A 15,511-nucleotide genomic window follows, 5' to 3' on the forward strand; every position below is an offset into this window, starting at 1 on the left:
GCGGCGGTTGGTGGGGTGGCTGTGTCGGATGGGATCGGATGGGTTGGCTGGACGCGGCGGTTCCTTGGCGGGTTGGCCCGGCCACCCGGTTGAGGCGCCGCAGGTTGGTGGGCGCGGGTTGGCGGGTTGGCGTGCCGGGGTGGTTGGTGGTGGTCACGGACGAGCGGCGACTGGTGAGCGCGGGTGAGCGGTGATCACGAGCAGGGCGTCGGCGGAGTGCGGTGGGTGGTGAGCGCAACGACCGCGCCACCGCGCCCCGCCAACGACGCCGCTAGCCGGTGGGTGGCGCGGGCACCGGTGAGTCGCGGGCGACTGGGCCCGCCCGGGCGTGGGCTGTCGCGGAGCCGAAGCCTCCCGGTGCGGCGGCTTCGACTTCCACGAGTGCGTCCCACTGGTCGAGGCGGCAGCTGACCAGTTGCACGGTCATTTCCTCGGTGACGGCCTGCGCGCGTCCACAGGCCGCTGCCACTCCCAGCTCCGCTTGGCCCGCCGCCGCGAGTGCGGCCAGGTCGGCGGCATTGGTCGCGCGGTGACGAGTGAGGATCGCCGAACCGAGGAGAAACAACAGCCCGGCGATCCCCAGCAGCACGGCGACCGCACCGGCTGCCCACACTGTGGCCATCCCGCTCTCGCTCCGCTCGCTCCGGGACCCACGCTCAGCCCGGAACATCGGACACTCCCGGCTCGAGCACCTCATACGCGCGGGCACTCAACCGGAGGCCAGGCAGTAGACCACCGACCGCGTCGGCCTCGACCTCGGCTGTTACGGCAGCACCGGACTCCGTCACGCTCAACCGGGCGCCTGCCGGCGCCAGCTTCTCGACAGCCTGATCCGCCAGCGGCCGATCGCCGCGCGCGACCAACCGGGCGGCTTCACGGGCTGCGTCGGCACACCGCAGCTCACCCGCCACCGCGAGGGCGCCCGACAGTATGAGACCGAGCACCGCCGTGAGCCCGCACAGCGCGATGGCCGCCTCGACGGTGACCGCGCCGCGGTCGGATTGGCCACGCATCGTCAGAACTGCACTGTCATCGCGTGTTCGATCACCGAGCGCAGGACCGACACGACCGAATCGCCGGTGAGCACCATGTAGAGCACGCCGGCGAAACCAGCGGCCGCGACGGTGCCGATCGCGTACTCGGCTGTGCTCATCCCTTCGTCGGCCGAGGCGAACGAGCGGAACCAGCGGTGCCACCACCGTGCGCGGCGGCGGGCGTGACGACCGGTTGTCTGCAAGAACATGGGAAATCCCTTCGATTTGTCTACTGTGGACGTTCAAACGGTGAGGCGGCCGGCGAGCCCGAGCACGACCGGCACCACCCCCAGGCAGAGAAAGGCGGGCAGGAAGCACAGGGCCAACGGCCCGGCGATCAGCACGCCCGCTCGTTGCGCCTTCTCCTCCGCGCGATCGGCGAGCGACGCACGCGACTGCGCGGCGATTTCCTCCGCGGCTTGAGCAAGCGCGCTACCGGAGCGAGCCGTCCGGCGTGCGGACCGGGCCAGCTCCGCCGTTCCGGGACAGTCACGTGCCGGCGCCCACGCCTCGGCCGCATCCGCACCCAGGGCGAGCAACACGGACGCCGCTCGGAGAGCGTCCGCTTCGGGGCCCACCAGTTCCTCGATGATCGCGTCGATGGCAGCAGGCACCGGCATGCCGGCCCGGAGGCAAGCCGCCAGCAGATCCCACCTTGCCGCGAGCCCGACCTCACCCGGCTGCGGCTTTCGCTTGCCAGGCCAAGGAAAACGGGACCTTTCCACCGCCGCGTGGGCCATCAAGCGCGCGAACCGCGCGTGGGCTGCGCCCTGACCCGGCAACACGACGAGCGCCGCGGCCAGCAGCGCCATGGCTTGGCCAGCCATCACTCGAGCTCCGGCCGACGGCGGCGGGAACGGACATCCGCCGGAGGCGAACGCCGGTGTGCGAAGCGAACAGGAGATCGGGGCGTGTGCCTGCTCCCCAGGTGGGAACTGACGGCGATCGGATGGTAAACGAGCATGGGTTCCTCCAGACAGAGATGTAGTGAGTTCTGGTACCGCCGCAGCCCGCGGATCAGTCGCGGGTCACGCGGGTCAGGCGGGCGCTCCAAGCGGTGCCGGTGAGAATCAGCGCCGCCCCGAGGAGCAGCAAGACCTGTCCGGCATTGGTTCCGGTAAGCACGTGGATCGGATGCGCGCCCATCGCTTCGCCGAGCAACAAGCCGAGCAACGGGAGCGCGGCCAAGACAGCCGCGCTGGCGCGCGGACCTGCCATCGAGGCCTCGACCCTCGCGGTGAAACGAGTTCGCGCGATCACGTCTCGGCGAACAGCTTCCAGGAGTTCGGCCAGTGGCAGGCCGTGCCGACGACTCAGCGACCACGCCTGGGCCACCTGCCCCTGCCACAACGCGAACGGCCCCGAACCGGCCGGAATCCGGACCTCGTCCCCGAAGGTGGCGGCTGACGCCAACATTCGCATCAGATCGGCGACTTCCCTAGGGGCATCGGCGCCGGCCGACACGGCCGCGGCGGCCGGTGCCGCGCCACCGCGCAACTCGGAGACCATCGCGTAGAGCGCTTCCGCCAAGGCACGGCCCGCAGCGACCTCAGCTTTCGTACGCCGCCGGGCCGCTCGGCGCCGCCACCAGGCTGCCCCCAGCAATCCCACGGCGACAGCGCCCGCGGGCCCGGCCAACGGGAGCAGGGCCAGTAGCCCTGCGACCGGCATCCAGTTCGTCGGCGGGCGCCAGTTCCGCTTTTCTCCCTGCGAGAAGAGCGCCGAGAAGCGCGCCAACCCCTGGCGGACGGGCCAGCACAGCAACGCGGCCGCGACACACGCCAACGTGGCGCTCAGCATGGAAATCGCACCCCTCGGGCCGCCAGTAACGCCAGGAACAACGCCTTCCGCTTCGTCCACTCGCCGTGCTGCCAGACCGGGAGCACCCGGACATCACCGCTCGCGTCCCGGCTCAGGACCCCGACCTCGGCGAGTTGCCTGTCTGCACCGGCCCGCCGCATGTGCAACACGACCTGCACCGCTGCGGCAAGTTGGCTGTGCAACGCCGAACGGGGCAACCCACCGAGCGCCGCCAATGCCTCCAAACGCGCCGGTACCTCGGCGGGTGAGTTGGCGTGCAGCGTGCAGGCGCCGCCGTCATGCCCGGTGTTCAAGGCGTTGAGCAGTTCACAGACCTCGCGGCCGCGGACCTCACCCACGACCAAGCGATCCGGCCGCATTCGCAGCGCCTGGCGCACCAGGTCTCGCAAGGTGACCTCACCCGCGCCCTCGACATTCGGCGGGCGGGCGACCAGCCGGACGAACTGCGGGTGCTCGGGCTGTAGCTCTCCCGCGTCCTCCACACAGACGATCCGCTCCGCCGGCGCGACCGCGCCGAGCATGGCGGCCAGCAAGGTGCTCTTTCCGGCACCGGTGCCGCCCGTCACGAGGAACGCGAGACGGGCGGCGACGACTGCCCGGACCAACTCCACGCCCTGGCCGCGGAAAGCGCCCAATGCGCTGAGCGCTCCCAAATCGTGCGCGGCAGGCCGCAGCACGCGAAGCGAGATGCATGTCCCGCCTGCGGCGACCGGTGGCAGAACGGCGTGCAACCGCACCGAACCCTGCGCGCTCATCCCGGGCAACCAACCGTCCACATAGGGCTGTGCGTCATCCAGCCGACGGCCGGCCGCGAGCGCCAGCCGCTGAGCGAGCCGACGTACCGACTCGTCATCCGCGAACCGGATTTCGGTGCGGCGCAGGCCTTCCGGCCCGTCGACCCACACCTCGCCCGGCGCCGTGACGAGCACGTCCGTGGTGCCCGGCCGGGCGAGCAACGCCTCCAACGGCCCGGCTCCGGTGAACTCGCGCCGGAGCGTGCGCAACACGTCGAGCACTTCGACGTGCCCCACCGGACCGCCCGCCTCGGCACGCACGGCATCGGCCACGGCGGCCGGATCGGTGCCGGAACCGTTGCCCGCCAAGCGAAGGCGGACTCTGTCGACCAGTTCGGTATTCATGCCGCGGCCTCGATCACGCCCAACTCAGCCCGCAGCGCGGCCAAGGCGACCTGCGCCGCCATGGCCAGTGGCCCGCGGTTGCGGAACGGGAACTGCCCCGCGTCCAGAGCTTTGCCGAGGTTGCGTTCGGACGCCATCGACACCAGCAGCGGAGCCTTGACCGCGTCCGCCACATCGGCCGGGGCAAGCCCGCCCGGAGAAGGGCCGCGCACCACCAGACGAACCCGACCCGCGCGCGTACCGAGCCTGCCGAGCACGCCCCGGGCCGAGACACACGACCGGATCTCGGCCGGTACCACCAATACGAGCAGATCCGCCCTGTCGAGGACAGCCTCGGCGCAGGCGTCGAGATTGCGCGGGAGGTCGCATACGACCAGGCGCCCCGCCCGGCGCCCAGCGTCCACAACGGACGCTATCGCTTCGGGCGTGGGGCCCGCGCCCTCCGGTTCACACGAGACGAAAGGCAGCCGCCGACCGCGGAAAGAATGCGACGGCAACGCGCCCTCCAACGTCGACATCGAGACCCGGCCACCATCCAGCCGCAACCCGGACCACCGGCTGCCGTCCTGGAACTCCGCGCCCAGCAAGAGGTCGATGCCACCACCGAGCGGGTCGCAGTCGACCAGCAGCGCGCCGGAACCCGAACCGGAACCTCCCAGTGCCAGCGCCGTCGCGAACACCGACGCGCCCGCCCCGCCCCGGCCACCGAGCACCCCGATCACGCAGCCGCCCGGCTCTCCCGGCCCCTCGACCACGTCGGCGAAGGCGCCCATCAGCGCCGTCTCCGCGTCGGGCAGGGACAACACCTGCTGCACCCCGGCCTCGAACGCGCGCTCCCAGGTGGCCGCCGCGGGCGGGCCCTTGGTGATCAGCAGGATGTCCGCGCGGCGGGGCAGCTCGAAACCGGTGGCGAGCACGTGCTCGTCGATCAGGACGAGCGGCGCCCGGATCCATTCCGCACGCACGGCCAGCGGATCGGGGGCGCGGTGGAGCTCGCACCCGGTGGCGGCAGCGGCGCGCAGCACCTCGTCGAGCAGTGTCTCGTCGGTGATGATGACGAGCGGCCGGTGGTCGGTCATCGGAAGCCCCCAGGATTTCGGTGGTGGAATTCGGCTTGTTCCACCGTGGCGCCGGGGACACTGGGCGGGCAATAACGAATTGCCTCGCCTGTGGACAACTGGGGTGGTGTGGATAAGTCCGCCGGATCCGGCCGGAACGGGAGCCGAAACCGGGCCGCAGCACCGAAATCCGGGTTGATAGAGGCGACCCCCGCCAGGGGGGAGGGACGGGGGTCGCCGACGGTTCAGCCCCGGGGGGTCGGGCTGAACCAAGCCGGTGTGTGCACCGGGCAGGATCACCATAACTCCGCGATCCGCGGGATCGACCTCCACAATTCGATAACGTAAATCAGCAATCGATTTCCTGTGGTGGTAACGAATTTTCAGCCGGTGCGGTGCCGGTCGTGGTCACCTCACGGCCGCGCAGCGAAGGAGCTTCTATCCTGGACGGGTGGCAGAACCGATCAGCTCGCCGGAGAGCGCAGCGCCCGCCGCGGCACCGGGTACCGGCGTCGCGGCCTTTTTCGACCTCGACAAGACGATCATCGCCTCTTCCAGCGCGCTCGCGTTCAGCAAACCTTTGCTGCGCCAGGGCCTGATCAGCCGGCGCGCGGCGCTCAAGAGCGCGTATGCGCAGCTGGTCTTCTCGCTTTCCGGCGCGGACGAGGACCGCACGGAGCGGATGCGCGAAGAGATCTCCGCGCTGTGCGCCGGCTGGGACGTCGCGCAGGTCCGCGCCATCGTCAACGAGACGCTGCACGACATCGTCGACCCGCTCGTCTACGCCGAGGCGGCGGAGCTGATCGCCTCCCATAAGGAGCGGGGCCACGACGTGATCGTGCTGTCCGCGGCCGGCGAAGAGGTGGTCGCCCCGATCGCGGCCATGCTCGGTGCCACCCGCAGCGTCGCGACGCGGATGGAGATCGTCGACGGCCGGTATTCGGGCCAGGTCGATTTCTATTGCTACGGCGAGCAAAAGGCCGTCGCGGCGAAGCAGCTCTCCGCCGAGTACGGCTACGACCTCGCGAGCTGCTACGCCTACACCGACTCCAGCACCGACGCGCCGATGCTCGAAGTGGTCGGCCACCCGCACGCCGTCAACCCGGACAAGGCGCTGCGCCGGCTCGCGGTCGAGCGCGACTGGCCCGTGCTGACCTTCGAAAACCCCGTTTCGCTGCGCAGCCGGATCCCGGCGCCGTCGCCGACCGCGCTCGCGGTGGGCGTGGGCATCGGCGCGGTCGCCGCAGCAGGCGTGACCTGGTACGGACTGGCGCGCAAGCGACGGGAACGATAGTCGCCCACGGTGGTCTCATCACCGAATCGAGTCTCTGTACCGGTGCACCCGTTCGACCCCTTGAAGTGACGGCCGTCACTGGGTAGAACTGGAGGTGCGGACATCCTGTCGGCCAGGGACGAAGCGAAGAGAAGCTTCACTCCACCCCGAGGGATCTCCGTGCGCGGACTCCGGGCACCCACGCGCAGCACGCCGCGGGAGGCTTGTCGTCAAGGGGACTGCGTACCGGGACGCCGGACGCCGAGTCCAGATAGATACGACACGAGTTGCACGCTTGGTCACCCGAGCGGTCCGCGCGGGCGGGCGCCGCCGGCATTGTGCCGGCGGCGCCCGCGCACGTTTACGGGTCTCTTTCTCCGAAAAGTTCCCCCGATCAGGGATCTGCCGAATGGCAGAGGCAGCCGTTGACCGCGCTCATCGCGAGTGAGTAGCTTCCCGGTTACCGAGTGGTGCGGGTGGAAATCTTTCCGCCGGCCCCGGTACTGGAGGGAGGCCATCCGTGGGCCGGAGGAACAATGCGCTTATGGCGACAGTCGCCGGAGCGCTCATCGTGAGCGGGCTCAGCGCAGTGGGCCCGGCCGCTGCCGCGCCGCGGATCCCCGGCGCTGACGAACAGGCGGTGTCGTGGGCGCAGCGAACGCTGCGCGGGATGTCGCTCGAGGAGAAGGTCGGGCAGCTGTTCGTCGCCGACGTCTGGGGTAAGTCCGCGGACGAGACGGATCCCGGCAACCAGACGAAGTACGGAGTGGACACGCCGGCTCAGGTCGTCCAGCGCTACCACCCCGGCGGGGTCATCTACTTCAACAACTCCGGCACCGACAACGTGGACGACCCGGCGCAGGTCGCCCGCCTGTCCGACGGTCTGCAGCGCGCGGCGCTGTCCTCCGGGGCGCACCTGCCGCTCATCGTGTCGACCGACCAGGAGGGCGGCCGGGTCACCCGGATCGCCGCTCCGGCAACGGAATATCCGGCGAGCATGGCGGTCGGCGCGAGCCGAAGCGCGGCCGGCGCGAAGCAGCTCGCCACCATCAACGGGCGCGAACTGCGCGCGATGGGAATCAACCAGGACTTCGCTCCGGACGCGGACGTGAACTCCAACCCGCTCAACCCGGTCATCGGTTCGCGGTCGTTCTCCGCGGATCCCGCGCTGGCGAGCGAACTGGTGGCCGCCGAAGTGGACGGCTACCAGAACTCAGGTCCCGCAACGGAAACCGTGTCCTCGGCGGCGAAACACTTCCCCGGACACGGCGACGCGGCGACGGACAGCCACACGGGCCTGCCGGTCATCAGCCACACCGAACAGCAGTGGCGGGAGATCGACCTGCCGCCGTTCCGGTCCGCGATCGACGCGGGTACCGACGTGATCATGACGGCGCACATCACGGTGCCCAGCCTCGACCCGTCCGGCGAACCCGCCACGTTGTCGAAGCCGATCATGACCGGGATCCTGCGGGGCGAGCTCGGCTACGACGGTGTCGTGGTCACCGACTCGCTGCAGATGGCGGGCGTCCGGCAGCTGCACCCGGATTCGGAAATCCCCGTGCTGGCGCTGGAAGCCGGGGTCGACCAGATGCTGATGCCGCCGGATCTCGGGGTGGCCGTCAACGGGGTGCTCGACGCGGTGCACAGCGGGCGGCTCACCGAAAGCCGCATCGACCAGAGCGTGCTGCGGATCCTGGAGCTCAAGCACAAACGGGGAATCGTCGCGAAGCCGTTCACCGGCGGCCGCGTGGACAACACGGTCGGCACCGCCGAGCACCGAGCCGCGATCCAGCAGCTGACCGACAAGACCACGACCGTGCTGCGTAACGACCCGAACCTGTTGCCGCTCAAGGATTCGAGCGGCGTCCTGGTCACCGGCTGGAACAACCCGGCGTATCCCGGCTATCCGGCGGAGCCGGTGAACGCCCTCGCCACGCAACTCGGCGGCACCGCGTTGCCCACCGGTGCGAGCCCGACGGCGGAGCAGATCAGCCGGGCGGTTTCGGCTGCGGGCAACGCGAAAACGGTGGTGGTGCTGACGAACGGGCTCCGCACTTCGCAGCCGCAGCGGGATTTGGTGAACGCGCTGCAGGCCACCGGCAAACCCGTGGTCGCGGTGAGCGTCCAGGAGCCCTACGACCCTGGCTACGCCGACGTGCCGACCTGGGTGGCCACCTACGACTGGCGGGACGTCTCGATGGCCTCGCTGGCCAAGGTACTGACCGGAAAGATTTCCCCGCAGGGCAGGCTGCCGGTGAACATCCCGGCCGGTGACGACCCGAACCGCATCCTGTACTCGTACGGCACGGGGCTGACGTGGTGAACCTGAGCCGGCGCAGCGCGCTGACAGTAGGAGCATTGGCCACCCCGCTGCTGGCCGGCGGTTCGGCGCTGGCAGCGGAAATTCCGACAACCGTGACACCGGCGGCGGACCAACTCGCCGCGCAGGGCTGGCAAAAGCTGGCCGGGCGGAAAGTCGGCGTGCTGTCGAATCCCACCGGCGTACTGGCGGACTTCACGCACATCGTCGATTCGATGGTGGCCGCGGGAGTACGTCCGGTGGCGGCGTTCGGGCCCGAGCACGGTTTCCGCGGCAGCGCACAGGCGGGCGGTTCAGAAGGCGACTACACCGATCCGCGCACAGGGATACCGGTGTACGACGCGTACGGCGCGAGCGTCGACGGACTCGCCGGCATGATCACCAAATCCGGGGCCGACACGATCGTCTTCGACATCGCCGATGTCGGCGCCCGCTTCTATACCTACATCTGGTCGCTTTACACCGCGATGGCGGCGGCAGCTCGCGCCGAAGCATCGTTCCTGGTGCTGGACCGGCCGAACCCGTTGGGCGGCAAGGCTTTCGGCCCGATGCTCGACCCGGCGTTCGCGTCGGGAGTGGGACTGAAGCCGATAGTGCAGCAGCACGGGATGACGGTGGGCGAGCTCGCCCGGTACTTCGCCGGGGAGTTCCTGTCCTCGGCCGGGCTCGACCTCGAAGTGGTGCGGGCCGAGGGCTGGCGCCGAGAGCTGTTCTTCGCGCGGACCGGGCTGCGGTGGACGCCGCCGAGCCCGAACATGCCCACCCCGGACACGGCGCTGGTGTATCCGGGCCTCGGCATGTTCGAGGGCACGGTGTTCTCCGAGGGGCGCGGCACGACGAGGCCCTTCGAAATCGTCGGAGCCCCCGGCGTGGACTGGCGCTGGCGGGACGACCTGAGCGCGCAGGGCTTACCGGGAGTCGTGTTCCGCGAAACGTACTTCGTGCCCACGTTCGGCAAGTTCGTGAACGAAACCTGCGGCGGTGTACAGGTCACGGTCACCGATCCCCAGGTTTTCGACGCCATCCGCACGGCCGTCGCGATGTTCGTCTCCGCGAAACGGCTGCATCCGAACCTGTTCGGGTGGCGGCAGGATCTGATGATCGACAAGCTGTCCGGGTCCGCCCGGTTGCGCGAGATGGTCGACGCGGGCGCGGGGGTGGACGAGATCGTCGGTTCGTGGCAGGCGGAACTGGCCGGGTTCGTCCAGCGGCGGCAGCCGTACCTGCTGTACTGGTGAGGTCGTCATGCGCATCGGCAAGTTACTGGTCGTACTGCTCGTCGCGACCTTGATCATCCCGGGAGCGAGCGCCATCGCCGAGGTCCGTCAGCCGTGGGCAGGCCGGTTCGACCGGCCGCAGCAGAGCTTCGCGCCCGCGAACACCGTGTTGCGGGCGGGCAGTCCCGCGGACGTGGGGCTGGCCGAGGGGCCGCTCAAGTCGGCCGAGGAGTTCCTGACCAGCTGGACCAGGACGGATCCCGCGACCGGTCATCCGCATTTCTCCGGCGCGGTCGGGCTGCTCGCCCATGACGGCGTGCTCGTGGACCAGTACACCGCCGGGGGCGCGGTGCGGTACGCCGACGCCGCGGGCACGGAACTGCCCGCGGCCGAACAGGTGCCGATGCGCCTGGACACGATCTTCGACATGGCTTCGATCACGAAGCTCTTCACCTCGATCGCCGTACTGCAACTGGTGGAGCAGCACAAGGCCGAACTGGATGCGCCGGTCGCCCGCTACCTGCCGGAGTTCGTCACGAACGGCAAGCAGGACGTCACCGTGCGGCAGTTGCTCACCCACACCTCGGGTTTGGACGCCGACCCGCAACCTTCGCTGTGGCAGGGCTATCCCGATATCCCGTCGCGGCGCAAGGCGGTGCTCGACAGCCCGCTGGTGCACCCACCCGGCACGGCGTACATGTACTCCGACATCAACCTGATGACGCTGGGTTTCCTGGTCGAACAGCTCACCGGACAACCGCTGGACGCCGTGGTGCGCGAGAAAATCACGGAACCGCTCGGGATGGCCGACACCGGCTACAACCCACCGGCGTCGAAGCTCGATCGCACAGCCGCCACCGAATTCGAAACCGATCCGCCCCGCGGTCTCCTGCGCGGGCAGGTGCACGACGAAAACGCCTGGGCGCTCGGCGGTGTGTCCGGGCACGCGGGGATTTTCTCGACGGCGCCGGACATGGCGGTGCTCGGGCAGGCGATCCTCAACGGCGGCTCGTACCGCGGCGCGCGGATCCTGCGGCCGGAGACCGTGCGCGAGATGCTGACCAACTACAACCAGGCCTTCCCCGGTGACGAGCACGGCCTCGGTTTCGAGCTGGACCAGATGTTCTACATGGGTGCGCTGTCCTCGCCGGTCACGGCTGGGCACACGGGCTTCACCGGCACCACGTTCGTAGTCGACCCGGAGTCGCGCTCGATCGCGATCCTGCTGACGAACAGGGTGCATCCCACTCGCAACTGGGGGTCGATCAACTTCGCGAGGGAGAAGTGGGCGACGTCGCTGGCGGAGGCGATGTCCGTCCACCCTGCCGCCGGCCCCGACGCGTGGTGGAGCGACATCGGCAACAACAGCACTGCGACCCTCACCACACAGCCGTTACATCCGGCGGGCGCCATGCAGGTGCGTTTCGACGCATTCGTCGACACCGAACCGACCGATCCGCTCGTACTCGAAGCAAGCACGGACGGTGTTACGTGGAATCCGGTCGAGTTGCGCGCGGACGGGAAGGGTGCACCGAACGGTCCTGCCTCGTCACTGAGCGGGCACGGGCACCGGGCATGGTGGACGGTGACGGCAGAATTACCGGCGGCCAGCCAGGTGATTCTTCGCTGGCGCTATGGGACGGACGCGAATTACACCGGTCGCGGCGTATACGTGGACGGTGTCCGAGTAACCAGCACCAACGGGACTTTGTTGGACGCCGAACAGGAACCTTCGTCACTCAACGCACTCGGTTGGACGCTCAGCCGAAGGTAGAACGGCATCCTTTTTGCTCACGGACCGTCATAACATTCGACTTGCGGTTCCTTAACACCGGAACGCGCGGCGGACCACCGACGAACGTCGGCTGTTTCGGGAACCACATTAAGTTGCCAAGTCGTTAACAAGTAGACGTTAACAACTTAGACCTGGTTGGCGACTTTCTGGGCAACTGAGTCGACGCAGCTCGGACGTGCAGGGGCGGACGAGTTGCGATCATCCCGAAGGATGTGGGTAGCCTTGTCTCAAATGCCTACGGTTAGTAACTTTCCCACGGCAACGGATGCGGAATCGGTAACCGAACAGGTACCGACCGAGACCGTTACCGTCAGCAGGGAGTCCGAAGCCAGCCCGCTGGTCCGGATCCGCTCGTTACTGCCCGGATTGGCCCGCGCGGAACAGAGAGTGGCCAAGGTGGTGCTCGAAGATCCGTCCGCGGTCGCCCGGCGCAGCATCACCGAGGTGGCGCTCGCCGCGAACACCAGCGAAACGACGGTGACGCGGTTCTGTAAGGCGGTCGGCGTCGGCGGGTACCCGCAGCTGCGGATCGCGCTCGCCGCGGACACCGCCCGCACCGAAGCGCGCACCACTCGCAACCTCGGCGGCGAGATCGGGCTCGACGACGACCTGGCCGCGGTGGTCGGCAAGGTCAGCTTCGCCGACGCCCGCGCGGTCGAGGAAACCGCCGACCAGCTGGACATCGCGACACTGGAGCGAGTGATCGCGCTGCTCTCCGATGCCGGTCGCACGGACGTCTACGGCGTGGGCGCCAGCGCGTTCGTCGGCGCGGACCTCCAGCAGAAGCTGCACCGCATCGGCCGCATCTGCTTCTCCTGGTCGGACACGCACATCATGCTCACGTCCGCCGCGGTGCTCGGCCCCGGTGACGTCGCGATCGGCGTTTCCCACACCGGCGCGACCACCGACACCGTCGAGGCGTTGCGGGTGGCGCGTGAGCACGGCGCGACCACGGTCGCGCTGACCAACTTCCCGCGGTCCCCCATCACCGAGGTGGCCGACTACGTGCTGACCACCGCGGCCAGGGAGACCACGTTCCGCTCCGGCGCGACCGCGAGCCGGATCGCCCAGCTGACCGTGATCGACTGCCTGTTCATCGGCGTCGCGCAGCGGCACATGGATGCCGCGTCGCAGGCGCTGGACGCCACCCGCGAGGCGGTCGGCGGGCATCGGCTCGGGGTCAGGCCGGACGGCAGGAGGCGTCCCCGAGAAACCGGCAAGTGAGTACGGACGAAATGAGGCGCATGATGACGGTGCCGACCCAGGTGGTGCACGTCGATTCCCCGACCGAGCAGCGCAACCCCCGTACGACCGAGATCGACCGTATGCCGACGCTGGGCATCCTCGGCCTGATCAACTCCGAGGACCGCCGGGTGCCGGAGGCGGTGCACGAGGTGCTGCCCGAGCTCGCGAACGCGGTGGACCTGGCGGTGGACGCGCTGCGCTCCGGGCATCGCGTCCACTACGTCGGTGCCGGCACTTCGGGGCGGCTCGCCGTCCTGGACGCGGCCGAACTCATCCCCACCTACAACGTCCCCAAGGACTGGTTCGTCGCGCACCACGCGGGCGGTGACCGCGCGCTGCGCGACGCCGTGGAGAACGTCGAGGACGACGCGAAGGCGGGTGCCAGGGAACTTGCGGCGGTTGTCGAGCCCGGCGATTTCGTGCTTGGGCTGACCGCGTCCGGCCGCACCCCGTTCGTCCTCGGCGCGCTCAACGCGGCGAGCGGCCGGGGCGCCCACACCGCGCTGGTCTCCGGCAACCCGCAGGCGATGCGACCCGTCGGGGTGGACGTGCTGATCGCGGTGAACACCGGGCCCGAGGTGATCGCCGGTTCCACCCGGATGAAGGCGGGCACGGCGCAGAAGATCATCCTCACCGCGTTCTCGACCACGACGATGATCAAGATGGGCCGCACCTATTCGAACCTGATGGTGAGCATGCGCGCGACCAACGCGAAGCTGCGTGGCCGCACACTGCGGATCCTCGGCGAGGCGACGGGCGCGGACGAGCAGGAGTGCTCGGACGCGCTGGCCGAAGCGGGCGGCGACCTCAAGGTCGCGCTGATGCACCTGCTGTCCGGGGTGGACGCGAAGACCGCTTCGCGGATGCTCGCCGCGAACGGCGGTCACGTGCGCGACGCGCTGCTGACAGCCGCCACCTGCTCCGCGTAGCGAAGAGGCTCAGCCCGCGGCTTCGGCGATGCCGCGGGCTTCGCGAGCACCCTTTTCCATTGCGTCGCAACAGAAAAGCACCCACTCCAGGACACCTTCGCCGGTGCCGGAAGCGAACGCCGCCGCGGCGTCGCGGTACTGCTTGAGCCGGCGCAGGCAGGCCACTTCGGGGATGGTCAGCGATTTCGGGTCCACCCCGGTCGCGACCATCGTCAGGCGAGCGGCGGCCCTGGCGACAACACCGTCGGCGCTACCGAATGGTTGCAGGGCAAGGAGTTCTCCGTGCACGACAGCGGTCAGCAACGGACCGGGCACGGAGGTGGCGCCAATGACCAACTGCGACAGCAACTCCAGCCGGGCGCCGGTTCCTTCGCGGGGACGGCCGAGGGAATCGCTGTCCGCCACCAGATCCGCGGCCGCGAGCACATGCATGCGGGCAAGCGCTTGCGCGGGCGCGCGGCGCCACGTCGGCAGCAGCGATTCGACGGATTCGGCCACCCGCAACGCACCTGCCAGCACGGGGTCCGTCACGGCGGCGTCTTCCGGGATTTCCGGGTCGGCGCCGTCGATCGCCGCGGACGCACGGGCGGCGCGTACCGAAGCCTCGGCCGCCGTCGCCGAGCCGCCGCGCAGATTCGCCGGGTGCCGGTGCACCGCGAACACCGCATCCTGCGCGGATTTCACCGCGGCGGCAACGCCTTCGAGTTCGAGCAGCGGGGCCAGTGGGTCCGTCACGCGTCCAAAACCTGCCCTTCACGTCGCACCACGGGTGGCACGCTCGACCACGGGAAGTTGATCCACTTGTCGGTACGCCGCCAGACGTACTCACATTTGATCTCGGACTGCGGCTTCTCGTAGATCACCGCACACCGCACCTCGGCGACGTGGTCCACGCAGAAGTCCCGGACCAGCTTGAGCGTCGCGCCCGTGTCCGCCACGTCATCGGCGACGAGTACGTGCGCTCCGGTCAGATCGACGGCGTTCGGCACGGGCGGCAGCATCACGGGCAGGTCGAGGCGTTCGTCCACACCGGTATAGAACTCGACATTCATCACGTGCAGGTTCTTGACGTCCAGCGCGTACCCGAGAGCACCGGCGACGAACAGGCCACCGCGCGCGATCGACAGGATCAGATCGGGCTCGTACCCGCTGTTGGCGATCGCCTGCGCCAGCTCCCTGCTCGCCGCCCCGAACAACTCCCAGGTGAGTTCTTCCCGCTCAGCCATCCGACCTCCTACCGCCGAGTACACGCGAGCATATGTCGCCGCTGCGTGCGACGATGAACACCACCCTGCGTATGTCCACACGCCCGTGCTCTCCGCCTGAAGGGCTTCGTTGCCCTCCACTCGGGCAGTCTGCTGTGCCGCGCTCTTTCGCTCTGAGTACTAACGTCGCTACCGTGCTCCCCGGCGTAAGCCATCGATACGTAACTTCAGGAGGCCGTGCACCATGACCGAGCAGTCCCCTGCGCTCGACAATCTGCTCACCGAGAACCGGACTTTCCCCCCTGCCGCGGACTTCGCCTCACAGGCCAACGCGTCCGCGGACTGGTACGGCCGGGCAGACGCCGATCGTGAGGCGTTTTGGGCGGAGCAGGCGGAGCGGTTGTCGTGGGATACGAAGTGGTCCCGGGTGCTGGATTGGTCGGGGGCGCCGTTCGCGAAGTGGTTCGTGGGC

General features: G+C 69.2%; 16 protein-coding genes. 7 read left to right on the top strand and 9 right to left on the bottom strand.

What is annotated here, in order from left to right:
- Positions 1 to 271: 271 nt before the first annotated feature.
- The 7 genes from FPZ12_RS43145 to ssd all read right to left on the bottom strand — a co-directional run bounded on the left by FPZ12_RS43145 (position 272) and on the right by ssd (position 5,073).
- Positions 272 to 622: an Rv3654c family TadE-like protein gene (locus tag FPZ12_RS43145; protein ID WP_144762348.1), complete on the bottom strand. Its 351-nt coding sequence runs from the start codon at positions 620 to 622 to the stop codon at positions 272 to 274.
- Between the two features lie 34 nt (positions 623 to 656).
- Positions 657 to 1,013, bottom strand: coding sequence for a TadE family type IV pilus minor pilin (locus FPZ12_RS43150; RefSeq protein WP_144762345.1), 357 nt, complete (start codon positions 1,011 to 1,013; stop codon positions 657 to 659).
- Positions 1,014 to 1,015: 2 nt separating this feature from the next.
- Positions 1,016 to 1,243, bottom strand: a complete 228-nt coding sequence (locus tag FPZ12_RS43155; RefSeq protein ID WP_144762342.1) for a DUF4244 domain-containing protein — start codon at positions 1,241 to 1,243, stop codon at positions 1,016 to 1,018.
- Between the two features lie 33 nt (positions 1,244 to 1,276).
- Positions 1,277 to 1,846 carry a type II secretion system F family protein gene (locus tag FPZ12_RS43160; protein ID WP_243770328.1) on the bottom strand — a complete coding sequence of 190 codons (570 nt, stop codon included), beginning with the start codon at positions 1,844 to 1,846 and terminating at the stop codon, positions 1,277 to 1,279.
- Between the two features lie 205 nt (positions 1,847 to 2,051).
- A complete protein-coding gene (locus FPZ12_RS43165) occupies positions 2,052 to 2,834 on the bottom strand; it encodes a hypothetical protein (RefSeq protein WP_144762336.1) in 783 nt (260 codons plus the stop codon).
- Positions 2,828 to 3,994: a TadA family conjugal transfer-associated ATPase gene (locus tag FPZ12_RS43170; protein WP_144762333.1), complete on the bottom strand. Its 1,167-nt coding sequence runs from the start codon at positions 3,992 to 3,994 to the stop codon at positions 2,828 to 2,830. The genes FPZ12_RS43165 and FPZ12_RS43170 overlap by 7 nt, the downstream gene beginning before the upstream one ends.
- Positions 3,991 to 5,073, bottom strand: coding sequence for a septum site-determining protein Ssd (gene ssd, locus FPZ12_RS43175; RefSeq protein ID WP_144762330.1), 1,083 nt, complete (start codon positions 5,071 to 5,073; stop codon positions 3,991 to 3,993). The genes FPZ12_RS43170 and ssd overlap by 4 nt, the downstream gene beginning before the upstream one ends.
- A gap of 430 nt (positions 5,074 to 5,503) precedes the next feature.
- Between ssd and FPZ12_RS43180 the strand changes: the two genes are divergently transcribed.
- The 6 genes from FPZ12_RS43180 to FPZ12_RS43205 all read left to right on the top strand — a co-directional run bounded on the left by FPZ12_RS43180 (position 5,504) and on the right by FPZ12_RS43205 (position 13,834).
- Entirely contained in the window at positions 5,504 to 6,346 is an 843-nt protein-coding gene (locus tag FPZ12_RS43180) for an HAD family hydrolase (protein WP_208026217.1), read from the top strand.
- Between the two features lie 523 nt (positions 6,347 to 6,869).
- Positions 6,870 to 8,651, top strand: a complete 1,782-nt coding sequence (locus FPZ12_RS43185) for a glycoside hydrolase family 3 protein (RefSeq protein WP_144761420.1) — start codon at positions 6,870 to 6,872, stop codon at positions 8,649 to 8,651.
- Entirely contained in the window at positions 8,648 to 9,886 is a 1,239-nt protein-coding gene (locus FPZ12_RS43190) for an exo-beta-N-acetylmuramidase NamZ family protein (RefSeq protein WP_208026218.1), read from the top strand. The genes FPZ12_RS43185 and FPZ12_RS43190 overlap by 4 nt, the downstream gene beginning before the upstream one ends.
- 7 nt (positions 9,887 to 9,893) lie before the next feature.
- Positions 9,894 to 11,639 (top strand): serine hydrolase domain-containing protein, encoded by a 1,746-nt coding sequence (locus FPZ12_RS43195; RefSeq protein ID WP_144761426.1) that lies wholly within the window; start codon positions 9,894 to 9,896, stop codon positions 11,637 to 11,639.
- A gap of 252 nt (positions 11,640 to 11,891) precedes the next feature.
- A complete protein-coding gene (locus tag FPZ12_RS43200; RefSeq protein WP_243770329.1) occupies positions 11,892 to 12,884 on the top strand; it encodes a MurR/RpiR family transcriptional regulator in 993 nt (330 codons plus the stop codon).
- Between the two features lie 20 nt (positions 12,885 to 12,904).
- Positions 12,905 to 13,834, top strand: coding sequence for an N-acetylmuramic acid 6-phosphate etherase (locus FPZ12_RS43205; RefSeq protein ID WP_144761429.1), 930 nt, complete (start codon positions 12,905 to 12,907; stop codon positions 13,832 to 13,834).
- Between the two features lie 9 nt (positions 13,835 to 13,843).
- Here the strand turns inward: FPZ12_RS43205 and FPZ12_RS43210 are convergent, their stop codons facing one another.
- Positions 13,844 to 14,569, bottom strand: a complete 726-nt coding sequence (locus FPZ12_RS43210) for a Fic family protein (protein ID WP_144761432.1) — start codon at positions 14,567 to 14,569, stop codon at positions 13,844 to 13,846.
- The gene (locus tag FPZ12_RS43215) at positions 14,566 to 15,060 is read right to left on the bottom strand and encodes a phosphoribosyltransferase (protein ID WP_144761435.1); all 495 of its coding nucleotides are present in this window, start codon (positions 15,058 to 15,060) and stop codon (positions 14,566 to 14,568) included. Before FPZ12_RS43215 ends, FPZ12_RS43210 begins: the two co-directional genes overlap by 4 nt.
- A gap of 223 nt (positions 15,061 to 15,283) precedes the next feature.
- Here FPZ12_RS43215 and FPZ12_RS43220 point away from each other — a divergent pair.
- Positions 15,284 to 15,511 (top strand): acetyl-coenzyme A synthetase N-terminal domain-containing protein (locus FPZ12_RS43220; RefSeq protein ID WP_279537879.1); only part of this gene is annotated, 228 nt, incomplete at its 3' end.

Origin of the sequence: Amycolatopsis acidicola (genome assembly GCF_007713735.2) — a bacterium.
GTDB classification, from domain to species: domain Bacteria; phylum Actinomycetota; class Actinomycetes; order Mycobacteriales; family Pseudonocardiaceae; genus Amycolatopsis_E; species Amycolatopsis_E acidicola.

Bases quoted from the DNA above. Each gene is read 5' to 3' on its own strand.
- FPZ12_RS43145 (WP_144762348.1), bottom strand. From the start codon at position 622: ATGGCCACAGTGTGGGCAGCCGGTGCGGTCGCCGTGCTGCTGGGGATC.
- FPZ12_RS43150 (WP_144762345.1), bottom strand. From the start codon at position 1,013: ATGCGTGGCCAATCCGACCGCGGCGCGGTCACCGTCGAGGCGGCCATC.
- FPZ12_RS43155 (WP_144762342.1), bottom strand. From the start codon at position 1,243: ATGTTCTTGCAGACAACCGGTCGTCACGCCCGCCGCCGCGCACGGTGG.
- FPZ12_RS43160 (WP_243770328.1), bottom strand. From the start codon at position 1,846: ATGGCGCTGCTGGCCGCGGCGCTCGTCGTGTTGCCGGGTCAGGGCGCA.
- FPZ12_RS43165 (WP_144762336.1), bottom strand. From the start codon at position 2,834: ATGCTGAGCGCCACGTTGGCGTGTGTCGCGGCCGCGTTGCTGTGCTGG.
- FPZ12_RS43170 (WP_144762333.1), bottom strand. From the start codon at position 3,994: ATGAATACCGAACTGGTCGACAGAGTCCGCCTTCGCTTGGCGGGCAAC.
- ssd (WP_144762330.1), bottom strand. From the start codon at position 5,073: ATGACCGACCACCGGCCGCTCGTCATCATCACCGACGAGACACTGCTC.
- FPZ12_RS43185 (WP_144761420.1), top strand. From the start codon at position 6,870: ATGGCGACAGTCGCCGGAGCGCTCATCGTGAGCGGGCTCAGCGCAGTG.
- FPZ12_RS43195 (WP_144761426.1), top strand. From the start codon at position 9,894: ATGCGCATCGGCAAGTTACTGGTCGTACTGCTCGTCGCGACCTTGATC.
- FPZ12_RS43200 (WP_243770329.1), top strand. From the start codon at position 11,892: ATGCCTACGGTTAGTAACTTTCCCACGGCAACGGATGCGGAATCGGTA.
- FPZ12_RS43205 (WP_144761429.1), top strand. From the start codon at position 12,905: ATGATGACGGTGCCGACCCAGGTGGTGCACGTCGATTCCCCGACCGAG.
- FPZ12_RS43215 (WP_144761435.1), bottom strand. From the start codon at position 15,060: ATGGCTGAGCGGGAAGAACTCACCTGGGAGTTGTTCGGGGCGGCGAGC.